The sequence below is a fragment of the Micrococcus sp. HMSC067E09 genome, assembly GCF_001812555.1.
In the GTDB taxonomy this organism is placed as follows: Bacteria; Actinomycetota; Actinomycetes; order Actinomycetales; family Micrococcaceae; genus Micrococcus; species Micrococcus lylae.
In genome coordinates, this window is record NZ_KV809438.1 from 17,115 (window position 1) to 44,104 (window position 26,990).

General features: G+C 71.0%; 21 protein-coding genes and 1 pseudogene. 12 read left to right on the forward strand and 10 right to left on the reverse strand.

Annotation, left to right across the window (positions count from 1 at the left end; translation table 11 throughout):
• Positions 1-237: 237 nt before the first annotated feature.
• The 4 genes and pseudogenes from HMPREF2863_RS05545 (at position 238) to HMPREF2863_RS05560 (ending at position 5,707) form a co-directional block, all read left to right on the forward strand.
• Complete coding sequence (locus HMPREF2863_RS05545) at positions 238-807, forward strand: XRE family transcriptional regulator (RefSeq protein WP_067190461.1); 570 nt, start codon at positions 238-240, stop codon at positions 805-807.
• 106 nt (positions 808-913) lie between these two features.
• Positions 914-1,921, forward strand: coding sequence for an agmatinase (speB, locus tag HMPREF2863_RS05550; protein WP_070638679.1), 1,008 nt, complete (start codon positions 914-916; stop codon positions 1,919-1,921).
• Positions 1,918-3,705 carry a thiamine pyrophosphate-binding protein gene (locus tag HMPREF2863_RS05555; RefSeq protein ID WP_070638681.1) on the forward strand — a complete coding sequence of 596 codons (1,788 nt, stop codon included), beginning with the start codon at positions 1,918-1,920 and terminating at the stop codon, positions 3,703-3,705. Before speB ends, HMPREF2863_RS05555 begins: the two co-directional genes overlap by 4 nt.
• 332 nt (positions 3,706-4,037) lie before the next feature.
• A pseudogene (locus HMPREF2863_RS05560) lies at positions 4,038-5,707 on the forward strand (FAD-binding dehydrogenase).
• A gap of 82 nt (positions 5,708-5,789) precedes the next feature.
• Here the strand turns inward: HMPREF2863_RS05560 and HMPREF2863_RS05565 are convergent.
• Together HMPREF2863_RS05565 and HMPREF2863_RS05570 are read right to left on the reverse strand one after the other, a co-directional pair.
• Complete coding sequence (locus HMPREF2863_RS05565) at positions 5,790-6,296, reverse strand: pyridoxamine 5'-phosphate oxidase family protein (RefSeq protein WP_371327621.1); 507 nt, start codon at positions 6,294-6,296, stop codon at positions 5,790-5,792.
• A gap of 52 nt (positions 6,297-6,348) precedes the next feature.
• A complete protein-coding gene (locus HMPREF2863_RS05570; RefSeq protein WP_070638683.1) occupies positions 6,349-7,317 on the reverse strand; it encodes an inositol monophosphatase family protein in 969 nt (322 codons plus the stop codon).
• A 164-nt stretch (positions 7,318-7,481) separates the two neighbouring features.
• On the opposite strand from HMPREF2863_RS05570, the gene HMPREF2863_RS05575 reads away from it, so the two are divergent.
• Both HMPREF2863_RS05575 and HMPREF2863_RS05580 read left to right on the forward strand, forming a co-directional pair.
• Complete coding sequence (locus HMPREF2863_RS05575) at positions 7,482-9,599, forward strand: acyltransferase family protein (RefSeq protein ID WP_070638685.1); 2,118 nt, start codon at positions 7,482-7,484, stop codon at positions 9,597-9,599.
• Between the two features lie 171 nt (positions 9,600-9,770).
• Positions 9,771-9,968 (forward strand): hypothetical protein, encoded by a 198-nt coding sequence (locus tag HMPREF2863_RS05580; protein ID WP_070638687.1) that lies wholly within the window; start codon positions 9,771-9,773, stop codon positions 9,966-9,968.
• Between the two features lie 259 nt (positions 9,969-10,227).
• Here the strand turns inward: HMPREF2863_RS05580 and HMPREF2863_RS11810 are convergent, their stop codons facing one another.
• The gene (locus HMPREF2863_RS11810; protein ID WP_141756371.1) at positions 10,228-10,599 is read right to left on the reverse strand and encodes a hypothetical protein; all 372 of its coding nucleotides are present in this window, start codon (positions 10,597-10,599) and stop codon (positions 10,228-10,230) included.
• Positions 10,600-10,627: 28 nt separating this feature from the next.
• On the opposite strand from HMPREF2863_RS11810, the gene HMPREF2863_RS05590 reads away from it, so the two are divergent.
• Complete coding sequence (locus HMPREF2863_RS05590; protein ID WP_083315250.1) at positions 10,628-11,890, forward strand: App1 family protein; 1,263 nt, start codon at positions 10,628-10,630, stop codon at positions 11,888-11,890.
• A 2-nt stretch (positions 11,891-11,892) separates the two neighbouring features.
• Positions 11,893-12,375, forward strand: a complete 483-nt coding sequence (locus HMPREF2863_RS05595) for an acyl-CoA thioesterase (protein WP_070638691.1) — start codon at positions 11,893-11,895, stop codon at positions 12,373-12,375.
• A gap of 14 nt (positions 12,376-12,389) precedes the next feature.
• On the opposite strand, the gene HMPREF2863_RS05600 is transcribed toward HMPREF2863_RS05595, so the two are convergent.
• The 4 genes from HMPREF2863_RS05600 to HMPREF2863_RS05615 all read right to left on the reverse strand — a co-directional run bounded on the left by HMPREF2863_RS05600 (position 12,390) and on the right by HMPREF2863_RS05615 (position 17,205).
• Positions 12,390-12,881 (reverse strand): PKD domain-containing protein, encoded by a 492-nt coding sequence (locus HMPREF2863_RS05600; RefSeq protein ID WP_070638881.1) that lies wholly within the window; start codon positions 12,879-12,881, stop codon positions 12,390-12,392.
• Between the two features lie 461 nt (positions 12,882-13,342).
• Complete coding sequence (locus tag HMPREF2863_RS05605) at positions 13,343-14,122, reverse strand: DUF6318 family protein (RefSeq protein WP_070638693.1); 780 nt, start codon at positions 14,120-14,122, stop codon at positions 13,343-13,345.
• A 359-nt stretch (positions 14,123-14,481) separates the two neighbouring features.
• On the reverse strand, positions 14,482-15,822 hold the full coding sequence (gene gdhA / locus HMPREF2863_RS05610; RefSeq protein ID WP_070638695.1) for an NADP-specific glutamate dehydrogenase: 1,341 nt from the start codon (positions 15,820-15,822) through the stop codon (positions 14,482-14,484).
• Between the two features lie 171 nt (positions 15,823-15,993).
• A complete protein-coding gene (locus HMPREF2863_RS05615; protein WP_070638883.1) occupies positions 15,994-17,205 on the reverse strand; it encodes a glycosyltransferase family 4 protein in 1,212 nt (403 codons plus the stop codon).
• 239 nt (positions 17,206-17,444) lie between these two features.
• On the opposite strand from HMPREF2863_RS05615, the gene HMPREF2863_RS12425 reads away from it, so the two are divergent.
• Together HMPREF2863_RS12425 and HMPREF2863_RS05625 are read left to right on the forward strand one after the other, a co-directional pair.
• Positions 17,445-20,153 (forward strand): cell division protein PerM, encoded by a 2,709-nt coding sequence (locus HMPREF2863_RS12425; protein WP_141756372.1) that lies wholly within the window; start codon positions 17,445-17,447, stop codon positions 20,151-20,153.
• A 363-nt stretch (positions 20,154-20,516) separates the two neighbouring features.
• Positions 20,517-21,461 carry a DUF559 domain-containing protein gene (locus tag HMPREF2863_RS05625; protein ID WP_168165762.1) on the forward strand — a complete coding sequence of 315 codons (945 nt, stop codon included), beginning with the start codon at positions 20,517-20,519 and terminating at the stop codon, positions 21,459-21,461.
• Positions 21,462-21,876: 415 nt separating this feature from the next.
• Here the strand turns inward: HMPREF2863_RS05625 and HMPREF2863_RS05630 are convergent, their stop codons facing one another.
• Positions 21,877-22,182 (reverse strand): hypothetical protein, encoded by a 306-nt coding sequence (locus tag HMPREF2863_RS05630; protein WP_070638701.1) that lies wholly within the window; start codon positions 22,180-22,182, stop codon positions 21,877-21,879.
• Between the two features lie 331 nt (positions 22,183-22,513).
• On the opposite strand from HMPREF2863_RS05630, the gene purN reads away from it, so the two are divergent.
• A complete protein-coding gene (purN, locus tag HMPREF2863_RS05635) occupies positions 22,514-23,104 on the forward strand; it encodes a phosphoribosylglycinamide formyltransferase (RefSeq protein WP_067187958.1) in 591 nt (196 codons plus the stop codon).
• Positions 23,105-23,166: 62 nt separating this feature from the next.
• Here the strand turns inward: purN and HMPREF2863_RS05640 are convergent, their stop codons facing one another.
• Both HMPREF2863_RS05640 and HMPREF2863_RS05645 read right to left on the reverse strand, forming a co-directional pair.
• Positions 23,167-23,478, reverse strand: coding sequence for an NINE protein (locus tag HMPREF2863_RS05640; RefSeq protein ID WP_067187961.1), 312 nt, complete (start codon positions 23,476-23,478; stop codon positions 23,167-23,169).
• Between the two features lie 70 nt (positions 23,479-23,548).
• Complete coding sequence (locus HMPREF2863_RS05645; protein WP_070638703.1) at positions 23,549-24,955, reverse strand: MFS transporter; 1,407 nt, start codon at positions 24,953-24,955, stop codon at positions 23,549-23,551.
• A gap of 340 nt (positions 24,956-25,295) precedes the next feature.
• On the opposite strand from HMPREF2863_RS05645, the gene purH reads away from it, so the two are divergent.
• Positions 25,296-26,990: a bifunctional phosphoribosylaminoimidazolecarboxamide formyltransferase/IMP cyclohydrolase gene (gene purH, locus HMPREF2863_RS05650; RefSeq protein ID WP_070638705.1), complete on the forward strand. Its 1,695-nt coding sequence runs from the start codon at positions 25,296-25,298 to the stop codon at positions 26,988-26,990.

Here is a 26,990-nt window from a genome sequence, read left to right on the forward strand (position 1 = left end):
CCGGTCCCAGGCTGTACGCAAACACTAGGGGGCGGGCGGAGGCCGACGGAAGGGTTCCGCACCGCTGGCCGGGGCCGACGACGACGTGCCGCCGGTGTGTTGCCGACCACATGGCGGGGGTCTACGGTAAACAGGTGTTGCTCGACGGGCAACACGCGGCCCGAGCCACGCACGATGCGGGCTTGCGCTGGAACAAGGACGGGTGCGTAGACGCCACCGACGCGAGGAAGGAGCGCGATGAAGGTCCTCCCTCTCGAGGCCGCGCCGGACCAGGCGCTGATCGGCCGCCGGCTGCGCGCCCTGCGCGAGGCACGGCGGCTCACGGTCGCCCAGCTGGCCGAGGCGGCCGGCGTCAGCAAGGGCTTCCTCTCCCGGCTCGAGCGGGATCTGACGAGTCCGTCCGTCAGCACGCTCATCACCCTGTGCCAGGTGCTCGGCGCGAGCCCGGGCGAGGTCCTGGACGCACCCGAGGTGACGGTCGTGCGCCTGTCCGACGCCCCCGCGGTCAGCCTCGGCGGCGAGGGCATCCGGGAGCGCCTGATCACCCCGCGCGGCCGCCGCGACCTGCAGATCCTGCGCGCTGACATCGCGCCGCGCGGCCGCGGGGAGGCGGAGCTGTACACGGTGGACTGCCGTGTGGAGGCGGTGCACGTGGTCACCGGCCGCCTCGAGCTGCGGACCACCGAGGCCGTGCACCTGTTGGAGGAGGGGGACACCGTCACCTTCTCCGGCCGCGAGCCTCACTCGTGGGCCAACCCGGACGACCGTCCCGCCGTCGTGCTGTGGACCCTCGTGGGCCACGCCTGACCCCTCCCGGCGCCCCCGCCGGAGAGACCAGACGGACCCGATCGACCAGACCAGACCGAACCAGGCAAGACCAGACCGAACCGAACCACCCAGAGAGGACATCCAGATGCTCGAGATCCCCCGCGTCGAGGAGAACGGCCGCCTCGGCCCCGTGAACTCCGCCCTCGTGCCCCGCTTCGGCGGCGCCCCCACCTACGCCCTGCTGCCGCGCCTGGACGAGGCGCAGGCCGCCGGCATCGACCCGGAGATCAAGGTGGTCGGCGTGCCGTTCGACGCCGGCGTCTCCTACCGCCCGGGCGCCCGCTTCGGCTCCGGCCACGTCCGCCAGTCCTCTCGCCTGCTGCGCCCGTACAACCCCGCCACGGACACCTCCCCGTTCGCCCAGGCCCAGGTGGTGGACGCCGGGGACATGGCCGTGAACCCCTTCAACATCAACGAGGCCATCGAGATGATCCAGCAGGACGCCATGGACCTCACCGAGGACGGCTCCTCGCTGATGACCATCGGCGGCGACCACACGATCGCCCTGCCGCTGCTGCGCGCCGCCTCCGCCCGCGCCGGCGAGCCGGTGGCCCTGCTGCACTTCGACGCCCACCTGGACACCTGGGACACCTACTTCGGCGCCGAGTACACCCACGGCACCCCGTTCCGCCGTGCGGTGGAGGAGGGCATCCTGGACACCGAGGCGATCTGCCACGTCGGCACCCGTGGCCCGCTGTACGGCAAGAAGGACCTGGACGAGGACCACCGTCTCGGCTTCGGCATCGTCACCTCCTCCGACGTCGTCAAGAAGGGTGTGGACGAGGTCGTGGACGCTCTGCGTCAGCGCATCGGCGACCGCCCGCTGTACATCTCCGTGGACATCGACGTGTTGGACCCGGCCCACGCCCCGGGCACCGGCACCCCGGAGGCCGGCGGCATGACCTCCCGCGAGCTGCTGGAGATCCTGCGCGGCCTGCGCGGCATGAACCTCGTCGGTGCCGACGTGGTGGAGGTCGCCCCGGCCTATGACCACGCCGAGATCACCGGTGTGGCCGCCTCCCACGTCGCCTATGACCTGATCACCCTGATGGCCGACCGTCGTGCCGAGCAGGCACAGGAGGAGACCGCATGAGCGCCGCAGACGCCCCGCGCCGCAACGGCGGGGATCTTGCCGTCGAGACCCTCAGCGCGCTCGGCGCACGCACCGTGTTCGGCATCCCGGGCCAGCATGCCCTGGGCCTGTTCGATGCCCTGTCCCGCTCCTCGCTGGAGTTCGTCTCCAACCGCGTGGAGAACAATGCCGCGTTCGCCGCGGACGGCTACGCCCGCGCCACCGGCGAGGTCGGTGTGCTGTTCCTGTCCACCGGCCCCGGCGCCCTGACCTCCCTGGCCGGACTGCAGGAGGCCTACGCCACGGGCGTTCCCATGGTGGTCATCGCCTCCCAGATCCCGCTCTCGGGCCTGGGCGCACGCCGCAAGGGCATGATCCACCAGCTGGACGACCAGAAGGCCTCGGCCAAGAACGTCACCAAGGCCCAGCACACCGTCCACCACGCCTCCGGCATCCCCTCGGCCATCCAGGACGCCTGGGCTGAGGCCATCACCGTGCCCCAGGGGCCGGTGTGGGTGGAGATCCCGCAGGACGTGCTGCTCGGCGAGGTCCAGGTCCCGCCGGTGCGCGACGCGCTCGCCGTGCCCTACGAGCACCCGCCGCGCGCGGAGCTCGTGGAGGAGGCCGCCCGCTGGCTCGGCGGCGCCGAGAAGGTCGCGGTCGTCGCCGGCGGCGGTGTGCGCCGCTCCGGCCGTGAGGCGATGGAGTCCCTGAAGCAGGTCGCCGAGCATCTGCAGGCCCCGGTGGTCTGCTCGCCCGGCGGCAACACCGCGTTCCCCTGGGAGCACCCGCTGTCCCTGGGCGCGTGGGTGGAGGACCGCTACGTGACCGAGGTCCTGGAGGAGGCTGATGTTCTTCTGGTGGTCGGTTCGTCCCTGGGGGAGGTCACCTCGAACTACTTCACCCTGGAGCCGCGCGGCCGTCTGATCCAGATCGACGCGGAGCCGCGTGTGCTGGAGACCAACCACCCGACCCTCGGCATCCGTGCGGACGCCGGTTCGGCCCTGGCCGCCCTGGCCGCCGCCCTGCGTGGCGAGGTCCTCGAGCCGCACCCGTACCTCGAGGGGCTCAACGTCCTCGGCATGAAGTCGATCTCCACCGAGCTCGCGGTGCCGGCACGCGAGGCCGACGCCGCCGCCTGGGGCGGGAAGTCCGCCCGGCAGAAGGTGGCCGAGGTCAACGCCCGCGTGACCGCCCGCCTGGACGCCCAGGACCTGAGCCGTGAGCGGCAGTTCATGGAGGACATCCGCGCCGCCGTGCCGGAGTCAATGCAGACCTTCTGGGACATGACGATCGCCGCGTACTGGGGCTGGAACTGCTGGGACGCCCGCTCCGGGCAGTTCCACTCCGCGCAGGGCGCCGGCGGCCTCGGCTACGGCTTCCCCGCCGCCTTGGGCGGTGCGCTCGGGCTGGCACAGCAGGGCAAGACCGGCATCGACGGCCGCGTGCTGGCCGTGGCCGGTGACGGCTCCTCGATGTACTCCATCGCCGAGCTCGCCGCCGCCCGGCAGCACAACGCCGCGGTCACCTGGCTGATCATCGACGACGGCGGCTACGGCATCCTCCGCGAGTACATGGAGGGCGCCTTCGGCCAGGCCACCGCCACCGAGTTGGACCGCCCGGACTTCGCGAAGCTGGCCGAGTCCTTCGGCATCCCGGCCGAGACCGTGGCCGTGGAGGACGTCCGCGAGGCGCTCGAGCGGAACTTCGCCGCCGAGGGCCCGAACGTGGTTGTCGTGCAGACCACGCTCGCCATGTGGGCCCCGAGCCACCTCGGCGAGGCCCCGGAGGTGCCGGTGGCCTGACGCCGGACGCCTACGTTCTGCCGCCCCCGCCACGCCTTCCGGCTGCGGGGGCGGCAGGGCGGAAACGTCGAGGATCAGGGTGCCGCCCTTGACGTCGGCCTCTCAGGGCTATAACGGCACCGTGGACGTGCCGATCGACACCACCACCGAGCAGCAGCAGCCGTCCGGAAGCGGGCACCCGTGCCCTCCTCTAGGCTGTCCGCATGACTGAGATCCCCGTCACGTCCTCAGCCGGCGCCACCCTCGGCGGTCCGGGCCGGGCCCCGAGCACGGTTCCGTCCCCGGCCTCCGCCCAGAGCTCCTCCGCGTCCACCGTCCGCGGCGCCGATGCCGTGGTCCTGGGCCACGGCCTGGCCGGGCTGGTGGCCACGGTGGAGCTGCTGGAGGCCGGCCGCCGCGTGGTGCTGGTGGACCAGGAGCGCGCCACGGACCTCGGCGGCCAGGCGTACTGGTCCTTCGGCGGCCTGTTCCTGGTGGACTCGCCGGAGCAGCGCCGGCTGGGCGTGAAGGACTCCGTGGAGCTGGCCTGGTCCGACTGGCAGGCCACCGCCGGCTTCACCGGCCCGGAGGACGCCCTCCCCAAGGCCTGGGCGGAGGCCTACGTGCACTTCGCCCACCAGGAGAAGCGGGCGTGGCTGCGCGAGCGCGGCCACCGGCTGTTCCCGGTGGTCGGCTGGGCCGAGCGCAAGGTCCCGGCTCCGGGGGTGGGCGGCAACTCCGTGCCGCGCTTCCACATCAGCTGGGGCACCGGCCCGGGGGTGGTGGAGCCGTTCTCCCGCGTGGTGGAGCAGGCCGCCTTCGACGGCCGCCTCACCTATCTGCCCCGTCACCGCGTCACCGAGCTGCTCACCTCCGGCGGTGCCGTCACCGGTGTGGCTGGCCAGGTCCTGGCGGACGACGACGGCGCCCGCGGCACCGCCTCGAACCGCACCGTGGTGGGGGACTTCCGGATCGAGTCCGCGGCCGTGGTGGTGGCCACCGGAGGTGTGGGGGCGGACCATGAGCGGGTCCGGGAGGTCTGGCCGGAGCGGCTCGGCCCGGCCCCGCAGGACATGCTCTCCGGCGTGCCCGCGTATGTGGACGGCTCCGGCATCACGGTGGCCGAGCGGGCCGGGGCCCGCCTGCTGCACCCGGACCGCATGTGGCACTACACCGAGGGCATCAAGAACTGGGATCCGATCTGGCCCGGCCACGGCATCCGCATCCTGCCCGGCCCGTCCTCGCTCTGGCTGGACGCCACCGGCCGGCGTCTGCCGCACCCGCGCTGGCCCGGCTTCGACACCCTCGGCACCCTCGGTGAGCTGCGCGGCGCCTCGGCCTCGGCACCGCAGGGCGTCCGCACGGACCCGGCCGGCGAGCACTCCTGGTTCGTGCTGAACCACAGGATCATCGGCAAGGAGTTCGCCCTGTCCGGGTCGGAGCAGAACCCGGATCTGACCGGCCGCTCCGCCGCCAGGTCCTCGGCCGCGTCACCCAGGACATGCCGGGCCCGGTGCGCGACTTCCTGGAGAAGGGAGAGGACTTCGTCACCGCGGACACCGTCGGTGAGCTCGTGGCGAAGATGAACGCCCTGGTCCCGGAGGGGCCGAGGGTGGATGAGGCCGCCGTGCAGGCCGCCGTCGCCCAGCACGAGGCCGGCGCCGAGCGCCCCGGCGCGGAACCGCAGCTGGACGAGGTCCGCGCGGCCCGGAGGTACCTCGGGGACAAGCTGATCCGCACCGTGCCCCCGCACCGGCTGACCGATCCGAAGGCCGGCCCGCTGATCGCCGTGCGCCTGCACACCCTGACCCGCAAGACCCTCGGCGGCCTGCACACGGACCTGCACTCCCGTGCCCTGGACGCCGGCGGCCAGGTCATCCCGGGCCTGTATGCCGCGGGTGAGGCGGCCGGCTTCGGCGGCGGAGGCATGCACGGCTTCCGTGCGCTGGAGGGCACCTTCCTCGGCGGCTGCCTGTTCTCCGGCCGCACCGCCGGCAGGTCCGCGGCCGCCGAGACTGCCTGAGCCCGGCCTCCTTCACACGCAAGTTCACACGCAAGGCCCCGGTGAGCCTGTGCTCACCGGGGCCTTGCTGGTGTCTGGCAGATCAGTCGCTCGGCTGGGTGCCGTCGCGCTCCGGGTGGGTGCCGAAGGCGAAGTGGCGGCCGGTCACGGAGGTGATGTCGATCTCCACGTAGAAGTCCTTGAGGGTGGGGACCCACGGGGCGATGCAGAGGGACTCGGCGTGGGCGATCTCCGCCTCGGTCTCCAGCCTGCGGGCGGTGCCGCGGGCCAGGACGGACCAGGCCTGGTCCGAGAGGATGCCGTCCGCCTGCAGCACCACGCTCGGGTTGATGGTCAGCTCGGCGAGCTTGGAGCCCGGCGCCGTGCGGAAGTAGGCCTTGCCCTCGCCCCAGGCGACGTTCACGGGCACGATGTCCGGCTCCCCGTTCACGGCCAGGCCGAGGCGGGCGTGCTGGGTGCGGCGCAGCAGCTTCCAGCACTGCTCCTCGGACAGGACCAGAACGGGCTCCCCGTCGGCGTGCTCGAACATCATCGGCGAACCCGACTCGCGGGCGACGTTCATCATGGACGGCTTGTCGGTGTCAGTCATGCGGGGACCTCCTCGCTGCCTGTTCCCAGGCGATCTGGTTCCTCTCCCCAGTCTAGGTCCCGGCGGTGAGCCGCGTCCGGATGATGTCGTCCAGGACCCGCAGGGCTGTGGGGGCGCTCCGGCCCGGGGCCAGGGCCAGGGCGAACGGGGTCGTGTGGTCCCCGCCGACCCAGGTGCCGCCGGCGGCGCGCAGCAGGTGCACGCCGGCGGCCACGTCCCACGGCTTCGTGTCCACGTAGAGGGCCGCGTCTGCCCAGCCGGCCGCCGTGTACGCCAGCTCCAGAGCGCCGGAGACCGTCCGCCGGACCGTGGCGTAGGTGCGCACCAGCTCGCCGAACCGCTCCAGCGCCGCGGACCCCTCCAGGGCCAGGGCCTCGCCGGCAGGGTAGGAGGTCACCAGGTTCAGGCCGTGCTCGCCGAGTGCCGCGTCCGGGGCCGGGCGGGCCGCCTCGGCCAGGGGACGTTCGTCCGTCACGACGACGGCACCGACCTGGCGCGCGTCGCTCGCCTTCTCGGGGCTGTCGGGGCAGGGTGGGGCAGCGGTGTTGGGGGAGGGCAGCCGGAGGGCGGCGAGCCAGGCGCCGGTGTCGTCCGAGGAGAACACCTGCCCCGCGGCCGGATCCGCGATCGCCGCGGCGACGAGCTCGCCGTCCACCTCCGCGGCGATCGAGACGGAGAACATCGCGAAGCCGTGCGTGAAGTTCGAGGTGCCGTCGATCGGGTCCACGATCCACCGCAGCGGATGGTCCGGGTCCCCGTGGGCGCCGGTCTCCTCGCCGAGGACCTGCGACCCCGGGACGGCGTCCGTCAGGGCGCGCACCAGTGCGGCCTCGGTGGCGCGGTCGTACTCGGTGACCAGGTCGTGGTGGTTGGTCTTCAGGCTCGGGTGGGCGGCCGTCGTCGGGACACAGGGGCCGGCGCGGAAGGCGGCCCGCAGGGCCGGCACGCACCCGGCGGCGGCGTCTACGGCGACTCGCCGCAGGACGGCGGGGGAGGGGACGGAGGGCAGGTCGCGGGCCATGCGTCCACAGTAGTGAGACGTCGCACGAACGCGTGCACGCGCGGGCGCACTGTGAGATTCTTGGAGACTGTGGTCCGTCTCCGCCGGGGGCGGCCGCGCCCTCGTCCGTGCCGGAGCATCGCCCCGCGCGGGCGTTCCGTCCCCCGCACGTGAGGAGCTTCCCCTTGCCTCGTCCGGTCAACAAGTCTGCGGCCTACTATCCGGGCCTGGACGGTCTCAGGACGATCGCCGTGGGCCTCGTGGTCGCCTACCACATCGGTGTGCCCGGAACGAGCGGCGGCCTGCTCGGCGTCGGCGTCTTCTTCACGCTGTCCGGCTTCCTCATCACCATGCTCCTGCTCAACCGCTGGGAGAAGCACGGGGACCTGGACCTCAGGCACTTCTGGATCCGCCGCTTCCGCCGCCTGCTGCCGGCGGTGGTGGTGCTGCTGCTCGTGGTGATGGTGGCCACCATGGTCGTCCACCCGGACAAGCTCGGGGACCGCGGCGAACAGGCGTTCTTCGCCCTGATCTACGTGGCGAACTGGCACACGATCTTCACCGGCGGCTCCTACTTCGAGCAGTTCGACGGGCCCTCCCCGCTGGACCACCTGTGGTCCCTGGCGGTGGAGGAGCAGTTCTACGTGGTGTGGCCGCTGCTGCTGCTCGGCATGCTCACCCTGTTCAAGGCCAAGAAGGACGGCGAGGGCACCGGGGCCGCGTTCGCGAAGGCCGCCGTGACCACCTTCGTGCTGGGCGCGCTCTCCTTCGTGCTGCTGGCGATGCTGGCCGACCCGACCGGCGACTCCACCCGCGCCTACGAGGGCACCGACACCCGTGCCGGCGGCCTGCTCTGGGGCGCCGTGCTGGCGATGCTGTGGCGGCCGAAGAAGGTCGCGAAGATCCAGTCCGAGAAGGCCCTGTGGACCCTGGACATCCTGGGGGCGCTCGGCGTGGCCGGCATCCTCTACCTGGCCGCCACCACCGACCAGCTGGACCACAGCCTCTACACCTGGGGCATCGCCGCGCTGACGGTCTCCACGATCCTCGTGCTGATGCCGCTGATCCACGCACATTCCTGGACCAACCGGGTCCTCGGCATCGCGCCGCTGCGCTGGATCGGTGAGCGGTCCTACGGCATCTACCTGTGGCACATGCCCGTGGTCGCGTTCCTGCCGGAGCGCACCCTGTACGGCCAGGACGTGTGGCGCGGCCTGGTGGTCGTGGCGCTGACCGTGGTGTTGGCCGAGCTGTCCTGGCGGTTCGTGGAGGACCCGATCCGCCGGCACGGCTTCCTTCCGCTGATCACCGGCAAGGCCCAGCGCAAGGCCCGTGCCCAGCGCGCGGAGGTGTCCGAGGGCGACGTCCGTGCCTCCCGCGCCCAGGTGGAGCAGACCCCGGTGCCGAAGGTCGCCGGCCGCGGCGTGCTGGCCGCCGGCTCCGTGGGCGTGACCCTCCTGGCGATCGGCGCGATGGTCGGCATCGCCGTGTTGCCGCAGAAGTCCGTGGTGGAGATCGCCCGGGAGGAGCAGGCGAAGCAGGCCGACACCTCCGCCGGGGACCCGGACGGCGAGGGTGCCGTGGCGTCCCCGACGCCGACGAAGCCCGTGGCCCGCCCCGCCGCGACCGAGACGTCCTGCGAGACCGTGGTCCACATCGGCGACTCCACGTCCATCGGCCCGTCCAACAACTCCCTGACCATGGTGAAAGACCCGGCCAAGCGCATCACCGCCCAGTACGAGGCCGTGGGCGTGCAGACCGTCATCGAGGAGGTGGCCGGAGGCCGCTCCATGATCGAGACCCTCGAGCCGTCCGAGCTCAACCCCGGTGAGAAGGGCACCAACGCCCCGGACACCATGCGCGAGCACGCCGGCGAACTCGGCGAGAACGGCTGCTGGGTGGTCAACGTGGGCCTCAACGACGCCGCGAACATGGCCAGCCAGGACGACTTCTCCAGCACCGAAAAGCGCATCGCCGGCGTGATGGAGGCCTCCGAGGGCAAGCCCGTCCTCTGGGTCAACGGCATCACCATGCCGTGGACCAACAACCCGCACTACGCCAACGAGAACATCCAGAAGCTCAACGCGTCCCTGGTGGAGGCCACCGACCGGTACGACAACCTGCGCATCTACGACTGGTCCGCCGACGCCACCCCACACCCCGAGTGGTTCCTGGAGAACGACGCGAACCACAACAACGCCGAGGGCTCCGCGGCCAAGGCCGAGCACATGGCCAAGGCCCTGGTGGCGGCGTTCCCGAAGGACGAGGACCCGGTGGAGGAGAAGGTCGTCCGCGTCGAGTGACCCGCCCCCCCCTGGCGCTTTCGTTCGGGAAACCGTCGAGTCCCGGGGCGCTTTCGTTCGGGAAACCGTCGAGTTCCGGGGTCAAGTCCCTGGAAGTGGAGCACACCGGTGCGACCTACACCGAGATCAACGGGATGGTTACTAGCTGCTCGCTTCAGTAAGGAGGACGCTATGAGCAAATCTGCGGTGAAGACACTTGTTGTTGTGGCGTTGGTTGTCCTAGGCGTTCTGACGCTGTTTCTTCGGAACCAGGGATACCTCACAGATACGGCGGCATCGTTGACCACGGCGGTGCTTTTAGTCGTTGCCTTTGGGGCGTACTTCGTGGTGGAGCGCTTGTACCGGAAGCGAAAACGGGTCGATTCCTGACGTGCTTCTAGACGGTTATCACCGCGATGAAGTGCCCAGTGGCCAGCGCCAGGAGTGACGCCTTCCCTGGCGGCGATCCCGCGCAAACGCACTCCCGTGGCTCTCCACGCTCGGATCAATGCTTGACGGTCAGATGCCTCGGTGAGGTTGTCCGCGGGGGACCGGGCTACCGTTCGGCGAACGGTGGTGGGGTATACCCCGAACCGTTCTGCTAGGGCACGGGCACTCTGCTTGCGCTTGGTGCGCGTTGGCCCGGCACTTATGCCTGGCCATTCTGGGTGATCTGCTGGGCGCGTTCCTGCCACCGCTGTGTGCGCTTCTCCGAGCTGTTCTGACCGCGTGCGGACTGAATCGTGATGAACGTGGATTCGTAGATGGCCCGCCCGTCCTGCCACAGCCGGGACTGCGTGGTGTTCCATCGGTGGATCGGGAAGGCGAGGTCTCGGGTCTCGTTGGTCGGGAGCGCGTCGTGCGGCCCGTCCACCGCGAAAGGTGACGTTTTCGAATGGTGACCGGCCGTCGTCGGGAAGCCGCCCGCCGGCGGTCCCGGAACGGCCCCCTCCCATTTCACTAGCGAAAACGCACGGGGGCCGATGAACACGTCTGTGCGATGCCCCTCCTGCTCACGCACCGCGGCTCCATGCGGAATACTGGATCCCATGTCAGCGCCCGACCCGCACGCGACTGCGTCCCCGTCTGCCCGCACCGAGGCCCTGGGGGAAGATCAGGCCGCCCACAAGGTCGCCTCGGGGCAGTCCTCCCCGGAGCACGCCTCCTCGGAGCAGTCCGCCCCGGAACACGCCTCGGCCCCGAGCAGCTCTCTGCCGGGGAAACGGACGAAGGGCGAGCACATCGCCGTCCGGCTGCAGAACAGGTGGAACGTCTGGCAGCGGGGCAGGGCGGAGAGGCGCGGCCACGTGCCCACCGCCATCGCGTTCACCGGCTACGGCACCACCGAGTGGGTCCGTGTGCTCTCCCGCGTGATCGTGGCCCCGGACGAGGACTTCCTCAACGGCCGTCGTGTGCACCAGGTGGTGGCGGACGGCATCCGTGGCTGGCGCAACTTCTCCTCCCCGCCCATGGCCGGCGCGCAGGTGCAGGTGACTGTCAAGGGCCAGGTCCACACCGTGACCACGGACCGGATGGGTGTGGTGGACGCGGTCATCCCCGCCTCCCTGAAGCCGGGGTGGCGCACCGTCACCCTGACCGTCGGGGATGACGAGGTCGTCTCCTCGGACGTCTACATCACGGACCCCTCCGCTGACGTCGGGATGGTGTCCGACATCGACGACACGGTGCTGGTCACCGCCCTGCCGCGCCCGATGCTCGCGGCCTGGAACTCCTTCGTGCTGGACGAGCACGCCCGCACGCCCACCCCGGGCATGGCCGTGCTGCTGCGCCGCATCGCCGCTGCCAACCCGATGGCCCCGATGCTCTACCTGTCCACCGGGGCGTGGAACGTGGCGCAGATGCTCACCCGCTTCCTCGGCCGCAACCTCTACCCGCTCGGTCCGCTGCTGCTGACCAGCTGGGGCCCCACCCAGGACCGCTGGTTCCGCTCCGGCCAGGAGCACAAGTTCGCCCAGCTCGAGCGCCTGGCGGAGGAGTTCCCGCACATCAAGTGGATCCTCATCGGCGACGACGGCCAGCACGACCCCGAGATCTACGCCGACTTCGCCAAGCGTCACCCGGACCGGGTGAAGGCGATCGTCATCCGCCAGCTGACCCCGTCCGAGGCCCTGCTGGCCGGCGGCCGTGCGCAGCACACCCGCCATTCGACCCCCGGTGTGCCGTGGTGCTACGGCCCGGACGGTGCCGCCCTCGCCTCCCAGCTGGAGGAGCTCGGCATCCTCGAGACCGAGTTCGTGGACGTCCGTCCGGAGGGCTGGAAGAACGAGATCGAGGGGCTGGAGGAGGAGTGACCATGACAGCCGGAACCCCTTTCCTGGACGACGACGGCCGCCTCGCCGTGGACGTGTACGTCCCCTTGCGCTGGAAGGACATGGACGCCTACGGGCACATCAACAACATCCAGGTCGTCCAGCTCATGGAGGAGGCCCGCGTGGCCGCCTTCGGCGTCCCCGTCGGGTCCGGCAACGACGCCGAGGCCGACCTGGCGCCGCTGGACCTGACGGTCGGCGCGGGGGAGGGGGTGCGCGTCTTCGTCTCCGAACACCGTGTGAAGTATCGGGCGCAGATGAAGTACCGCACGAAGCCGGTGCGTGTGCGCGTTTCGATCGATCAGGCCAAGGGCGCGTCCGTGCATGTGGGCTACAAGATGCACGACGGCGTGGACGATGCGCTGCTGGTGACCGCCACCTCCGTGATGGTCTACGTGGACGCTGAGACCGGCCGCCCCATGCGGCTGACGGACGAGCAGAGGAAGGCGCTGACCGGGGGACAGTGAGCGGATGCCCGCGTTCAGTCCGTGGGCGCGCTGCCCGGGGCGCCGCAACCCCAGCCGCTGGGGTTGGCGACGCAGTCCTCCGCCACATTGCGGGTGACCGAGCGGAAGATGTCCGCCTGGGCCGGGGTCGAGTCGATCACCAGCTGCCCGGGGACAAGCTCCCAGGTCTCGCCGTCGTCGTAGGAGACCTCACCGATGAACACCGTGGTCAGGGTCACCGTGTATGTGCCGGTGTCCTCGTAGACGTGGCTGGTCGAGGTTTCCGTGTTGAAGTCCACGGCGTCTCGGCCGGGATCCGTGGTGGTGCGGGTGGTCCCGTCGCCATAGTCCCATCGGAACTCGACCGGGGTCAGTCGCATCAGCGTCAGCTCGCCGAACTGGGTCTTCCGCTCGAGGATCTGCTCCGCGTCCGCGTAGATGTTGGTGTGGGCGTTCCGCATTCCGCGGCCGCCGTTCTGCAGGAGGATGTCGACCTCGCTGGGAGCGACCGCGGCCAGGTCATCCATGGTGATGGCCGGCCGTCCCTCTGAGCCGCCGCCAGCGGCGTCAGCGGCGCAGAAACGCGAACCGTGTTCGATCGGTTCGTCGGGGTTCTCCCTGCGTACCCGCACCTGCTGCACCCAGGTGCCGTCATCCCCGCAGAAGACATCCTGCTGGCGCTGACAGTCTCCGAAGTCCAGGTTCTGGAGCTGGTCCGGATAGCAGCCGGACACATGGCGCGAGTAGACGGGGTTGGACGTGTTGTAGTTGCTGGCCTTGTTCGCGGTGCTGTTGCTGTCGTCGCTCGAATGAACACCACTGTCGGAGCACTCTCTCTTGACTACGAGAGACGTGTCACGCAGGAGAGCGCTGTTGGTCGTCTCACCGCACCGATCGGGCGTTTCATTTGCCGCTGCAGGGGATGACAAGAAGATCGACAGAGCAGCGACGGAGAATGCAAGGACTGTGGCAGGTGGCGTTGCTCGCCTCACTTTTCACCCTCATAGCTGACGGACGTGGCGACCCATCGCTGGGACTCTTCGTCGAATTTGACGTTGGTGATCCAGGGGGAGTCCCCATAGGACTCCTCGCTCTGTGTCTCGTCGATGGATCCGTTCGACTTGAAGGTCGTGAGTCCTTCGACATCAAGGAGTGTGGTCACTTGAAGAAGCTTCCGGTCCTTGTCGATCACTCCAGTGAGAGCGGACGTCACCTCGACTTCCGAGCCTGAGGTCCAACCCCCGTCCTCGTAGATCTTCTCGATGCTGTGGGCATACGCACGGCAGAAGTCGCAGTCCTCGTCCGAGGAAGCGCGCACCAGATCCGAATCTCCAGTCCGCTGCAGGTAGGTCACCGTGTCCCACCAATACTGCACCGCGGCCTTGGCGCCCTCCGGGGTCTCCTCTTTCATCTCTTCGGGCATGACGGGCTTGGGCACGTTCTTGGCCGGTCCGTCGGCGGAGGCGGGGACGTACTCGCCGGTGTCCTCCCCGTTCGGGTCGCTGTCGTCGGCGTCCGGTGACTCGCCCTCGTCCGGGTCGTCGGGGTCGTCCGGGTCGTCGGGTGTGGTCTCCGTGGACTCGTCGGTCCCTCCGGTCTCAGGCTGCTCGTCCGCCCCGTCGGACGAGGCGCCCTGTGAGGCGGGGGCCGTCGTTGACGGCGATGCGGTCTCCTCCGGCTCCTTGTCCTCACCGCCGGAGCAGGCGGTGAGTGCCAGTGCGAGTGCGGCGGTCAGTGCCAGGCCACGGGCGGGTGCGCCACGGCGCATGGGAACCCCTCCAGATGTCTCATCGTCGGTAGGTCACCGGGACGGCCGCTGATCCTGCAACGGCCGCCGACCCCCTCGGTCGGCAGTGACACAGACCACAGTGTAGACAGATGCCACCGCGGAGGCGCGGTTCTCCACAGGCCCTTCCCCCGTCGGGTCCCCGGAGAAGGTGACGAGCCGACGTCGGGGAGGGGTCCGGCGTCGGGAAGGGGAGGCCGAGGGCCGCGAATGCGGCCTCACCTGCGGTCTTGAGGGGAAGACACGGTGCCGTTCTTGGATCTCAACGCCGTGTTGCATCCCCAAAGCGCAGTGCAGGTGTATCCCCAAAGCGCAGTGAACGGCGGCGGGGGCAGTGGGGCTCAGACGATGCCCTGGGCCAGCATCGCGTCTGCCACCTTGATGAAGCCGGCGATGTTCGCGCCGGCCACATAGTTGCCCGGGGCACCGTAGCTGTCCGCGGTCTCCACGCAGCGGTCGTGGATGGAGTGCATGATCTGCTCCAGGCGCTCACGGGTGTAGTCGAAGTCCCAGGAATCGCGCTGGGCGTTCTGCTGCATCTCCAGGGCAGAGGTGGCCACACCGCCGGCATTCGCCGCCTTGCCGGGCCCGAACAGCACGCCGGCGTCCAGGAAGGTGTGCGTGGCCTTCTCCGTGCACGGCATGTTCGCGCCCTCGGCCACCGCCTTCACGCCGTTCTTGATCAGCATGCCCGCAGCCTTGTTGCCCAGCTCGTTCTGGGTGGCACAGGGCAGCGCCACGGTGCCCGGCACCTCCCACACATAGCCACCCTCCACGAAGTGGGCACCGTTGCCGCGGCGCTCGGCGTACTCGGAGATGCGGCCACGCTCGACCTCCTTGACCTGCTTGAGCAGGTCCAGGTCCAGGCCGTTCTCATCCACCACGTAGCCGGAGGAGTCCGAGGCGGTGATGACCTTCGCCCCCAGGGACATCGCCTTCTCGGCCGCGTAGATCGCCACGTTGCCGGAGCCGGACACGAGGACCTTCTGCCCGTCCATGGACTCGCCGCGGGTGCGCAGCATGGCGTCCGTGAACATCACCGTGCCATAGCCGGTGGCCTCCTTGCGGACCAGCGAGCCACCCCAGGTCAGGCCCTTGCCGGTGAGCACACCGGCCTCGAACCGGTTGGTCAGGCGCTTGTACTGGCCGAACATGTACCCGATCTCGCGGGCACCCACGCCGATGTCACCGGCCGGGACGTCCGTGTGCTCGCCCACATGGCGCCACAGCTCCGTCATGAAGGACTGACAGAAGCGCATGATCTCACCGTCCGAACGGCCGGACGGGTTGAAGTCCGAGCCGCCCTTGGCGCCGCCGATCGGCATGCCGGTCAGCGAGTTCTTGAAGATCTGCTCGAACCCCAGGAACTTCACGATGCCCAGGTACACCGACGGGTGGAAGCGGATGCCGCCCTTGTACGGGCCCAGCGCTGAGTTGAACTCCACCCGGAAGCCGCGGTTCACCTGGACCACGCCCTGGTCGTCCACCCACGGGACGCGGAAGATGATCTGGCGCTCCGGCTCGCAGAGACGGTGGAGGATACCGGCCTCCACGTACTCAGGATGGCGGTCCACCACCGGATCCAAGGCCTCGAAGACCTCGGAGACGGCCTGGTGGAACTCCTTCTCACCGGGGTTGCGGGCGAAGACCTCGTCACGGAGTTCGGAGAGTTCGGCATGCATGAAGGCGGCTCCTGGGGTCGGCCGTCACCGCCGCTCAGGCAGGGCCGAAGCGGCGCGGACGGCGGTGGTCACAGTGAAGTGCCGGAACGCGCAGGCACCGACACTCCATCTTCACAAGGGCCGGAGGCCGCCCGCAGGTGTGTGTCGGCAGGTGGACACACAAGCGCAGTCTCAGAAGGTCAGCGGCCAGGTGGTGTGGTGCTGCAGATGGCGCAGCGCCACCTCGTCCGCACGGCGGTGCTGCACCCGGATCGCCTTCGCGTAGTACCCGAGCAGCTGCTCACACAGCACCGGCCAGGTGCGGCCCTGCACGGACTCCCAGGCGGCCTGGGCGAAGGCGGTGCGCTTGGCGTCGTCGTAGACCAGGTCCGCCACCTGCTCGCGCAGCTGGGCGAGGTTCTTCGGCTCATACAGCCAGCCGGTGCGGGAGGAGTCCACGATGTCCATCGGCCCGCCGCGGCCCACCGCGACCACCGGCACGCCCGAGGCCATGGCCTCCTGCAGCGTCTGCCCGAAGGTGTCCGACTCGCCCGGGTGCACGAACAGGTCCAACGAGGCCACGTGGCGGGCCAGGTCCTCGCCCCCCTGGAAGCCGGCGAAGTGCGCACCCGGAAGCTTCTCCTGCAGCTGCTCCTTCAGCGGGCCCGAGCCGATGACCACCAGACGGGTGCCCGGCAGGTCCGCCAGCACCGCCAGATCCTCCACCTGCTTCTCATGGGCCAGCCGGCCCACGAAGCCGATCAACCGCTCGCCGTTCGGGGCGAGCTCGCGGCGCAGCTGCTCGGACCGCTTGGACGGGTGGAACCGCTCCGAGTCCACACCGCGGGCCCAGCGGTGCACCCGGCGCACCCCATGGGAGTGCAGCTGGCGGATGGTGAAGCTGCTCGGCGCCACCGTCAGCGTGGCGGTGTTGTGCAGGCGAGCCACGTGGCTCCACAGCACGTCCTCCAGCCACGGCGCCCCATAGCGCGCCGCGTAGCGGGGGACCTCGGTCTGGTAGACGGCCACGGACGGGATGCCCAGCTGGTCCGCCGCCTGCACCGCCCGCCAGCCCAGCACGAACGGGGAGGCGATGTGCACCACGTCCGGGCGGAACCCCGCCAGGATCGAACGCACCCGCGCCACCGGCCCGGCGGCCACACGCACCGAGGCGTAGCCGGACAGCGGCACGGACGGCAGACGGTGCACGTCGAAGCCCTCGACCTGACTGGGCGCCGTGTCCTGACCGACCCGCTGCGTCCAGCCGGCCATCCAGGACGAGGCCGGGGCGATCACCATCGCCTCATGGCCCTCCCGTCGCAGATGCTTGAGCACCTGGAGCACGGAGTTGGTGACCCCGTTCATGTGGGGCAGGAACGACTCGGCGACCACTGCAACGCGCATGTCCCGCACGCTACGCCCGCCGTACGACCGCCCCATGGCCGCACCATGACCCCGCCGTGAACACTCGTCACCCCGGGTGAACGAGCGGTGACACAGCGCCCGGCCGGCGTCACCGCGGCGGGCGAGCGGCCGACGTCGGGAAGGGGGGCGGACAGCCGTGACGCACGCTCCCTGTGAGCTCACCGGACCGGCCGCGCCCTGAAGGCCCCGCGCCGCCCGGCGGTGGCACCATAGTGAGGATGACTTCCCCCACTCCACGCGCGTCCCGCCTGCTGCGCCCCCTGCCCCTTCCCCTGTGGGTGCAGGGGGTGATCGAGGCGCTGATCGCGGCGCTGTTCAGCCTGGTGCTCGTGGTGGTCCCCACCCTGCTCGTCTGGGTCACCGGCGGCTTCCACATGGAGCGCATCGACGACGTCCTGCAGGCCGCCGGCGTCCTCTGGCTGGTCCTCCACGCCGCCCCCGTCTCCGTCACCTCCGGCATGCCCGTGGTGGACGGCGACGTCTCCGCCGGACTCGCGTGGATGGTCCCCTGGGGGCTGTCCCTGCTGCCGATGGTCCTGAGCTGGCGCTCCGGCCGGAAGCTGGCCCGCGCGAGCTACCGCGACCAGGCCTGGCAGGCGCTCGCCGGCGGCATGGGCGCCTACGGGCTCGTGGGGCTCACCCTGGCGCTGCTGCCCGGCAGCACCGGCGACACCGGCGACACCGTGAACCCGGCCGTGGGAGCGATCTTCCCCGCCCTGTTCTTCGCCGTCTGCGCCGTGGCCGGTGCCCGACGTGAGGCCGGCACCTGGGCGCACCTGGTGGGCGTGGACCTCACCGAGCGGATCGCCAGGCGCTCCCAGTACGAGCGCTGGGCCGGCTCCTACGCCTGGTCCGTGCTGCGCGCCTGCCTGGTGGCCGTGCTCAGCCTCGTGGCCGTGCACGCGCTGCTGGTGGCCGTGACCCTCGCCGTCCGCTGGGCCGACGCCGTGCACATGTACCAGCTCGTGGACGCCGGACCGGTGGGCGGAACCATGCTCACCCTCCTCGAGATCGGCTACCTGCCCGCCATGGTCGGCTGGGCGGTGGCCTGGTCGGCCGGCCCCGGGTTCTCCATCGGCTCGGAGAGCCTGTACTCCGCCTTCGGCACGACGACGGCCCCCGTCCCCGCGCTGCCCGTCTTCGCCGCGCTTCCCGCACCCTGGGAGCCGTGGCACCCGGTGTTCGTGCTGCTGCCGGTGCTGGCCGGTGCCGTGGCCGGCTGGTGGCTGCTGCGCGAGGGCGAGAACCACCTCGACGACTGGATGGTCCGTCGGGTGAAGACCCGGTGGATGTCCCTGCTCGCGTCGACCGGCGTGCTGGCGCTGCTGCTCGGTGTGGTCTCCGGTGCGATGGCGATGGTCCTGCTGGCCCTGACCTCCGGGACCATGGGCGTGGGCACCTACACGGTGATCGGGTCGAATGTGTGGCTGGTGGGGCCTGCGCTGGCCGGGTGGATCGCCCTCGGCGGGTTCGTGGGCTACCTGGTGGCCATGGGCCTGCAGTCCAGGTCCCTCGAGGCGGACGTCCGCAAGGCCGAGAGGGCGGAGGCCAAGGCGGAGAGGAAAGCTGAGAAGGCAGAGGCCAAGGCGGAGAGGAAGGCCGAGAAGGCGGAGGCCAAAGCGGAGAAGAAGGCCGAGAAGGCGGCCGCCAAGAACGCTGAGGCTGAGAAGGACGCGAAGGATGCCGCCGCGGACGCCGAGGACCGCGGTGACGGAACCGGCGGCGGGGACGGCGCGGATCGCGGTGGCGGAGCCGGCGGCGCGGACGGCGCGGATGACACCGATGGCGCCGGCGCCGACGCTGGAGTCGACGGTGACGCTGATGCTGGGGGAGCCGGTGCCGGTGAGGCCGAGCGTGACGGTGCGAAGGGCGCCGGGGGTGAGGGGGCCGTCGTCGGGAAGGACGGGGCGAAGCCCGGCACAGCGACGACAGACGGCACCGGCGCGGCCGATGCTGCGGACAAGGACAAGGACAGGGGCCGTGACGTGGACGAGGGGGCGGACGCCCCGCAGGAGGACGTCGAGACCGACGGTGCCGAGGCGGAGAAGCACGTGGCGCCCGCCGCCGGGAAGACCGCGGACGTCACCCCGATGCCGCCGGTGAAGGCGCGCATCCCGCGTCGCCCGCGGTCGTCGCGTGGTGGGTCGTTGCCGGTGGCCAAGGCCGTGGACGTGAAGGCGCGTGCCGAGCGCGACCAGGCGGCGACCGACCAGCCGAAGGGCGCACAGGGCCGTGCTGAGACCGCACTGAAGCCGACGGCCGAGAAGCTGCAGACTGACAGGACGCACGGTGCTGCCGCGCAGCCGGGCAAGTTGAAGGGGGCTGAGGGCGGAACGGCGACGGGTGCGAAGGGTGCGTCGGAGACGGCGTCGCAAGGGGCCTCGGACAAGGCTGCTGAGAAGGCGGCGGAGCAGGCTGCTGAGAAGGCGGCGGAGAAGGCGCCCGGGCAGGCACCGGAGCAGCTGGCCGCCGAGCGCCGCGACCGCGTGGCCGCGCTGGCGCGCCGCAACCGTGAGAAGCAGTCTCCGAAGGACGAGCCGCGTCGCCGTGTGTACCGGGACGAGGACGAGCTGGCCGCAGGCCGGACCGGAGCTGCGGGCCAGGGGCGCGGGAAAGGCACCGTGAAGGGGCTCGCGAAGGACGAGAAGGCGACGGGCGAGACGGCGAAGGACGAGACGGCGACGAAGCCGAAGTCGACGAAGCCGAAGTCGAGCTTCGACGCGATCGTCGCGACCCGCGACCCGCGCGCCGGGACCGGCGCCGCCGACGGCCTCGAGAACGCTCGGAGAGGTGCCGTCCGCCGGGGACGGGCCGACGTCGAGGACCAGGGCGATGGCGCCGGGAACGGCCCCCACTCCGCGGGCCGGCAGGGGGGCGCTTCCGGCGAGGACGGCCCCGGTCGTCCGCGTCCGCGCCGTGCGCGGTGAGGTGCTGCTGCCGTTCCGGGAGCGGGCGCGCTCACAAGGCAACGGGCGCCGGGAGCGGGGCTTACAAGGCAACGGGCGCCGGGAGCGGGGCTTGCGTGTATCGAAGTTGGGTCGCAGGGGGCCTGAGTTCTGCGAATCGGCCCAACTTCGATACACGGACAACCTCACACGTGGGCGGCATTCTGCGGCCGAGGTGCGCACACCGAGCGCGCTGCCGGTGTACCGCCGGTTGTCCACAGATTCCGGCCACCTGCTCAACGGTGCGACTGCACGAACCAGAGTGGAGCCATGTCTCGCTCTGCTCCGATCCCTGACGCCCTGCTCTGGAAGGCCTTCACCATCGCCGAGGCGGAGGCGGCCGGAGTGAGCTACCACCGGCTTCGCGGCCCTTCCTTCGAGAGGGTCGGGCACGGCCGGTACCGGTACATCGACTCGCAGCTCGTGCGTGCCGCCGCTGAGCAGACGGGCGTGGGCGAACAGGAGATCTATCGTTGGAGCCCGCTGGTGCCGCCGCCGTCAGCGGTCATGCTCCTCGAGATCCTGGCGCGGTGCCCAGACGCCGTGGTGTCCCATGCGACGGCGGCCCGACTCCGGAACTTCTGGCTGCCGTCTCGGCTGGTTGCGGACGACCGGCTGCATGTGACGCGGTCGAGAAGCCGTGGAGTCCTCAAGGACCGGTGGGTGGTCACCCACCGCAGCGACCTGCCGCGGCACCATTCCACGCCACTGGTCCTCGTCGGCCACAGCATCAGGGTGACTGCTCCGGAACGGCTCTGGACGGAGCTGGCGACGGAGCTGACCGACGACGAGCTCGTCATCCTCGGCGACCACCTCATCCGCAGGAGCGGCAGGAGCCGGAGGGCCGTGCGGGAGAAGGGCCCTCACCTCTTGGAGAGGTTTCGCCAGGCACTCGACAGCCCAGGAGCGCGGCCACAGCGGCGCAGGCTCCGTGCAGCGCTGCAGCGCATCAGGATCGGAGCCGACTCGCCCAAGGAGACCGAGCTTCGGTTGGCCCTCATCGCCGCCGGACTGCCCGAGCCGGAGCTGCAGATCGAAGAATGGGACGCAGACTACTCCGCGGACTTCCCCGCGACTGCAGACATGGGATGGCGGAGCGCCAGGATCGTCCTCCAGTACGAGGGCGCCCATCACAGCCACCGGATCGATGAGGACGTTCGCCGGGATGCGGTGTTCCAGCGCAAGGGGTACACCGTGATCCGTGTGTCTGCATCCGATGCCAAAGACGGGTTCCGCGGAGTCATCGCCCGGGTCCGCGCGCGTCTGGGCACGGAGCGACAGGCGGGCTGAGGCTCCGCCGACGACCGCCTCGATCGTACGTGTATGGAGCATCGTAGGTGTGCCGGACGTCGTTGATTGTGGGTGTGCCGGACGTCGTCGATCCTGGGCGTGCCGGGCGTCGTGCGTGTATCGAACTTGGGTCATGTGGGGCCCTGGAGGCCGAATCCGGGCCAACTTCGATACCCGCAACGAGAGGGGTCGCGTGCCGTCCAGCGCTGCGCCGCATCGGTCGATGCCATCCAGCGTTGCGCCGTGCGAGAAGGCACCCAGCCCGCGGACCCCGACCCACGCAACCACTGGTCCGGCACCACGCAACCGCGGGCCCGGCCCCCCGCGCAACCACGGGCCCGGCCCCCGCGCAACCACGGGCCCGGCCCTACGCAACCGCGGGCCCAGCCCCACTCAGCCTGCGAGCCGACTCGGCTCAGCCGCCGAGGCCGCCGATACCTCCCATGGTCTTGGTGAACTCAGCCTGGCACACGGCCTCGGACTTGAGGGTGAGGGCCTGGCGGAGGCACTCGTCGTAGGCGCTGGCGGCCTCCCAGAACAGCAGTGGTGTCAGCGAGGCCACCGCCACAAATGTGCCGAGGGCCAGCCCGGCGCCCAGCATGACGCGCAGGAACCCGGGCTTCGTGAGCTTTCCGGCGCGCATCCAGGCCACGAAGCCCACAGCCACCGCGCCCACTGCGAACGGTGCGGCCAGCAGCTTCCAGGGCAGCAGTAGGTCCATCGCGAGGATGGTGCACAACAGCAGGCCGCACTGCCACAGCAGCAGCCGTCCGACGTTCTTGCGGAGCTTCAGCTCCTCGGCCTCGTTGGCAGGCTTGCCGGAGCCGTTCTTCCCAGACCTGTTCCTGCCGGGCCAGCCGCCACCGGCAGGCCCGCCAGGCCCACCAGGCCCACCAAGCCCGCCACGCCCGCCGTTCCCGGGACCTCCGCCCTGACCGCCGGGCTCTGCGGACCTGCTGGAGGCAGGGTCCTGCCCGGGCTTCTGCGTCGGGTCGGTGTGCGGACCTGCGGGCGGCGTGGGAGCGGACACGCTTCCACCCTACGATGAAGGCATGCGCATCGTTGCCCTCGTCTCCGGTTCCGGCACCAACCTGCAGGCTGTCCTCGACGCCGTCGCGGGCGGTCACCTGCCTCTCGAGATCGCCGCGGTCGGCGCGGACGTCCCGGGCGTGCAGGGTCTGGCCCGGGCGGAGGCGGCCGGGGTTCCCACGTTCACGGTCTCTGTGAAGGAGCACGCGGACCGGGACGCCTGGAACGTCGCGCTCGCCGATGCCGTCGCCGCCTATGAGCCGGACCTCGTGGTCTGCTCGGGCTTCATGCGGATCCTCGGCGCCGGGTTCCTGGAGCGCTTCGCCGGCCGCATCGTGAACACGCATCCGGCCCTGCTGCCGTCCTTCCCGGGCGCGCACGGCGTCCGCGACGCCCTGGCCTACGGCGTGAAGGTCACCGGCTGCACGGTCCACTGGGTCGATGCCGGCGTGGACACCGGCCGCATCATCGCGCAGGCCGCCGTCCCGGTCATGGACACAGACACCGAGGAGGAGCTCCATGAGCGCATCAAGGTGCAGGAGCGCGCCCTGCTGGTCCGCGTCCTCGGCGACTTCGCCGCCCGCCACGCCGCCGGCGAGACTGTCAGTGCCTGACCGCCCGCCACGCCGCCGGCGAGACTGTCAGTGCCTGACCGCCCGCGCCTGACCTCGCCCGCTCACCAGCCGCGCTGGTACTGCCGCACGGCCCGGTTCCGCTCGCGGGCGTTGAATGCGGTCACCTGCAGGGGCAGGGTGACCAGGTCCCAGACCATCACGAGGCCCCAGATGATGAGGGGGATCCAGCCGATGAGGATCGCGGCGGTCGCGGTGCCGACGCCGAACAGCACGGCCAGCGTGATGCCGGTGATCCACTTGCCGAGGTACATGCGGTGCACGCCCAGCCACCCGAGCAGCACCAGCAGGACGTAGGCGAGCACGACGCTGCGTCCCGCCTGGACGATCACGGTCGGCGGCTGAGGGTAGGTCATGGTCCGCGATTCTAGGCCTCGGCCTGGGAGAACGCCTCCCTCATCTCCTCCCAGCAGGCCCAGGGGAGTCTCAGGCTGCCTCGTCCTCGGCGCCGGCCAGGTGCTCGCCGGCGGTCTCGGGCGCAGCCACCGCCATCGCGGCCAGGGACAGCGCCACGAGCAGGCCGGTGAGCACGAACGCCCCGGTCAGGCCGAGCATCGGCACCAGCCAGCCCACGAACAGCAGCGGGCCCACGCCGGCGGCCACGCGGGAGGCCGCGGAGGCCCAGCCGAAGCCGGAGGCGCGCAGGGTGGTCGGGTACAGCTCGGTGACATATGTGTAGAGCACCGGCACGGCCACCTGCACGAGGAAGCCGAACAGCAGCACCAGCGGCAGCGCCGCCGCGGGCACGCCCAGCACGGAGCTGAGCCACACGAGCACCGCGCAGGACGCCAGGGAGCTGACGGCCAGCAGCCGGCGGCGCCCGGTGCGCTCCACCAGGACGGCGGAGGCCACCACGCCCAGCAGGCCGACGGCCGCCATGCCGGAGGTCATCACGAACGCCCGCGACTGCTCGTGGCCGGCCTCCACGAGGAAGGTCGGCAGCCACTGCAGGGCCAGGTAGTAGGTGAGCATGATCGAGCAGAACAGCGCCCAGGCCACGGCGGTCACCTTCGGCGAGTGCCGCCAGACCGCCACGAGCTGTTCGCCCACGGCCTGCAGCCCGCCGCCCAGTCCGCTGCCGGAGGGCTCGGGCATGGTGTATTCGCGGCGCTCGGCGCCGGTGTTCTCCACCAGCGTGTCGACGACGGCACGCGCCTCCGCCTCGCGGCCTCGGCTCATCAGATAGAAGGGGGACTCGGGGACGCCGCGGCGCACAAGGAACACCAGCAGCGCGGGCAGGACCATGGCGAGCAGCGGCAGCCGCCAGTCGCCCCAGGTGGCCACGAGCCAGGCGGACACCAGGCCGCAGAGGGCTGCGCCGACCGGCCACCAGCCGTCCATGGCGGTGAGCACCCTGCCGCGCAGGTGCCGGGGCGTGAACTCGGAGACCAGGGCGTAGTCCACGGGGATGGTGCCGCCCAGGCCGATGCCGGCGAGGAAGCGGAAGAACGCGAACCAGCCGATGGACGGGGCGAGCGCGCCGGCCAGGGTGAAGACCGAGAACACCAGCAGCGTCAGGGTGAACGCCTTCTTGCGGCCCAGCCGGTCCGCGACCGTGCCCCAGAGGAAGGCGCCCACGCCCATGCCGATGAGGTTCGCGGTGCCGATCCAGGCGGCCTCGGACCTCTCCAGCCCCCATTCGGCGGTCAGCAACGGGATCATCACGCCGTTCAGTGCGACGTCCCAGGCGTCGAACATGAAGCCGAGCCCGCCGATGAGGAAGATCCGGCCCTGCACGGACCAGCGCCACGGCAGCTCCTGCACGACCTCCTCTCCGGTGGGGAGGCGGCCGCCGGCAGGGTGGGCGGTGGTGGTGGCGGGGGAGGAGGACATCGGGGTCGGTCTCCTGTGCTCTGGTGTGCGGTGTGGTCTCAGGCCACGGGCGGGGTCCGTCCGGGCCCGGCCCCGTCCGCGGGGCGAGGCCCGTGTGGGGTCGTCGTCTCGGTGGTCGAAGCGAGGGCCAGGCTCCGCGCGGGGCGAGGCGCCTCGTGCCGCAGGGACTCGATGACCGCGGGGACCCGGCCCCGTCCGCGGGGCGAGGCGCCCACCGGCGGCGAGTGCCGTCGTCGTGGGTCAGGGGAGAGTATGCGCAGGACCGGCGCGGCGTGCCACCTCTAGACTGGCTTCGTTACTTCACCTCCGACTTTTCCCTGACGCTGAGGAGACCTCTGCCGTGAGCACCGCGCAGCCGACCGCGATCGACGCCCTGGACACCGTCCCGCTGAAGCGGGCCCTGATCTCCGTGTATGACAAGACCGGCCTCGAGGAGCTCGCGACCGGGCTGCACGCGGCGGGCGTCGCGATCGTCTCCACCGGCTCCACCGCGAAGCGCATCGCGGACGCCGGCGTCCCGGTCACCGAGGTCTCCGAGGTCACCGGCTTCCAGGAGTGCCTGGACGGCCGCGTGAAGACCCTGCACCCGCGCGTGCACGCCGGCATCCTCGCCGACCGCCGCCGCGAGGACCACCGCGCCCAGCTGACGGACATGCAGATCGAGCCGTTCGACCTGGTGGTGGTGAACCTCTACCCGTTCGTGGACACCGTGCGCTCCGGCGCCGCCGAGGACGAGGTGGTGGAGCAGATCGACATCGGCGGACCGTCCATGGTCCGCGCGGCCGCGAAGAACCACGCGTCCGTGTCGATCGTGGTGGACCCGGCCGCGTACGGCGAGGTCGTTCAGGCCGCGAAGTCCGGCGGGTTCGACCTGAAGGCCCGCCGCCGCCTGGCCTCCCTGGCGTTCGCGCACACCGCGGCCTATGACAACGCGGTGGCCGCCTGGACCGCCGCCCACTACGGCGCGGACACCGAGGACGAGGACGTCCCGGTCTTCCCGCCGTACGCCGGCTTCTCCCTCGAGCGCGCGGACATCCTCCGCTACGGGGAGAACCCGCACCAGCCGGCCGCCCTGTACGCGGACTCCTCGGCGGCTCCGGGCATCGCCCAGTCCGAGCTGCTGCACGGCAAGTCCATGTCCTACAACAACTACGTGGACGCGGATGCCGCCGTGCGTGCCGCCTACGACCACGCCGGCCCGGCCGTCGCGATCGTCAAGCACGCCAACCCGTGCGGCGTGGCCGTGGCCGGCCAGGGCGAGGACATCGCCGTCGCCCACGCCAAGGCCCACGCCTGCGACCCGGTCTCCGCCTTCGGCGGCGTGATCGCCGCGAACCGCCCGGTGACCGCGGCGATGGCCGCGCAGGTGAAGGACATCTTCACCGAGGTGGTGGCCGCCCCGGCCTTCGACCCCGAGGCCGTCGAGATCCTCACCGCCAAGAAGAACCTGCGCCTGCTGGCCCTGCCCGAGGGCTTCGAGCGTGACGCCGTGGAGGCCAAGCAGGTCTCCGGCGGCATGCTCATGCAGATCACGGACGCGGTGGACGCCGACGGCGACGACCCGGCGAACTGGACCCTGGCCGCCGGAGAGGCCGCGGACGAGGCCACCCTCGCCGACCTCGCCTTCGCCTGGCGCGCTGTCCGCGCCGCCAAGTCCAATGCGGTGCTGCTGGCCTCCGGCGGTGCCACCGTGGGCGTCGGCATGGGCCAGGTCAACCGCCTGGACTCCTGCCGCCTGGCCGTGGAGCGCGCCAACACCCTGGGCTCCGCCGTCACCGGCGGCCAGGACGTGAACTCCGCCGGCGGCGCCGAGAACGTCACCGGCGCCGGCGCCCCGGAGCGCGCCCGCGGCGCCGTGGCCGCCTCGGACGCGTTCTTCCCGTTCGCCGACGGCCTGCAGATCCTCATCGACGCCGGTGTGAAGGCCGTCGTGCAGCCGGGCGGCTCCGTGCGTGACGCCGAGGTGGTCGAGGCCGCGAACGCCGCCGGCATCACCATGTACCTCACCGGGGCACGCCACTTCTTCCACGGCTGA

What these genes read in the sequence shown, in the direction of transcription:
- HMPREF2863_RS05570 (WP_070638683.1), bottom strand. Translation starts at nt 7,317, where the DNA reads ATGGCCCGCGACCTGCCCTCCGTCCCCTCCCCCGCCGTCCTGCGGCGA.
- speB (WP_070638679.1), top strand. Translation starts at nt 914, where the DNA reads ATGCTCGAGATCCCCCGCGTCGAGGAGAACGGCCGCCTCGGCCCCGTG.
- HMPREF2863_RS05595 (WP_070638691.1), top strand. Translation starts at nt 11,893, where the DNA reads ATGACAGCCGGAACCCCTTTCCTGGACGACGACGGCCGCCTCGCCGTG.
- purN (WP_067187958.1), top strand. Translation starts at nt 22,514, where the DNA reads ATGCGCATCGTTGCCCTCGTCTCCGGTTCCGGCACCAACCTGCAGGCT.
- HMPREF2863_RS05600 (WP_070638881.1), bottom strand. Translation starts at nt 12,881, where the DNA reads ATGGATGACCTGGCCGCGGTCGCTCCCAGCGAGGTCGACATCCTCCTG.
- HMPREF2863_RS05640 (WP_067187961.1), bottom strand. Translation starts at nt 23,478, where the DNA reads ATGACCTACCCTCAGCCGCCGACCGTGATCGTCCAGGCGGGACGCAGC.
- HMPREF2863_RS05565 (WP_371327621.1), bottom strand. Translation starts at nt 6,296, where the DNA reads ATGACTGACACCGACAAGCCGTCCATGATGAACGTCGCCCGCGAGTCG.
- HMPREF2863_RS05590 (WP_083315250.1), top strand. Translation starts at nt 10,628, where the DNA reads ATGTCAGCGCCCGACCCGCACGCGACTGCGTCCCCGTCTGCCCGCACC.
- HMPREF2863_RS05545 (WP_067190461.1), top strand. Translation starts at nt 238, where the DNA reads ATGAAGGTCCTCCCTCTCGAGGCCGCGCCGGACCAGGCGCTGATCGGC.
- gdhA (WP_070638695.1), bottom strand. Translation starts at nt 15,822, where the DNA reads ATGCATGCCGAACTCTCCGAACTCCGTGACGAGGTCTTCGCCCGCAAC.
- HMPREF2863_RS12425 (WP_141756372.1), top strand. Translation starts at nt 17,445, where the DNA reads ATGACTTCCCCCACTCCACGCGCGTCCCGCCTGCTGCGCCCCCTGCCC.
- HMPREF2863_RS05645 (WP_070638703.1), bottom strand. Translation starts at nt 24,955, where the DNA reads ATGTCCTCCTCCCCCGCCACCACCACCGCCCACCCTGCCGGCGGCCGC.
- HMPREF2863_RS05605 (WP_070638693.1), bottom strand. Translation starts at nt 14,122, where the DNA reads ATGCGCCGTGGCGCACCCGCCCGTGGCCTGGCACTGACCGCCGCACTC.
- HMPREF2863_RS05555 (WP_070638681.1), top strand. Translation starts at nt 1,918, where the DNA reads ATGAGCGCCGCAGACGCCCCGCGCCGCAACGGCGGGGATCTTGCCGTC.
- HMPREF2863_RS05615 (WP_070638883.1), bottom strand. Translation starts at nt 17,205, where the DNA reads ATGCGCGTTGCAGTGGTCGCCGAGTCGTTCCTGCCCCACATGAACGGG.
- HMPREF2863_RS05630 (WP_070638701.1), bottom strand. Translation starts at nt 22,182, where the DNA reads ATGGACCTACTGCTGCCCTGGAAGCTGCTGGCCGCACCGTTCGCAGTG.
- HMPREF2863_RS05580 (WP_070638687.1), top strand. Translation starts at nt 9,771, where the DNA reads ATGAGCAAATCTGCGGTGAAGACACTTGTTGTTGTGGCGTTGGTTGTC.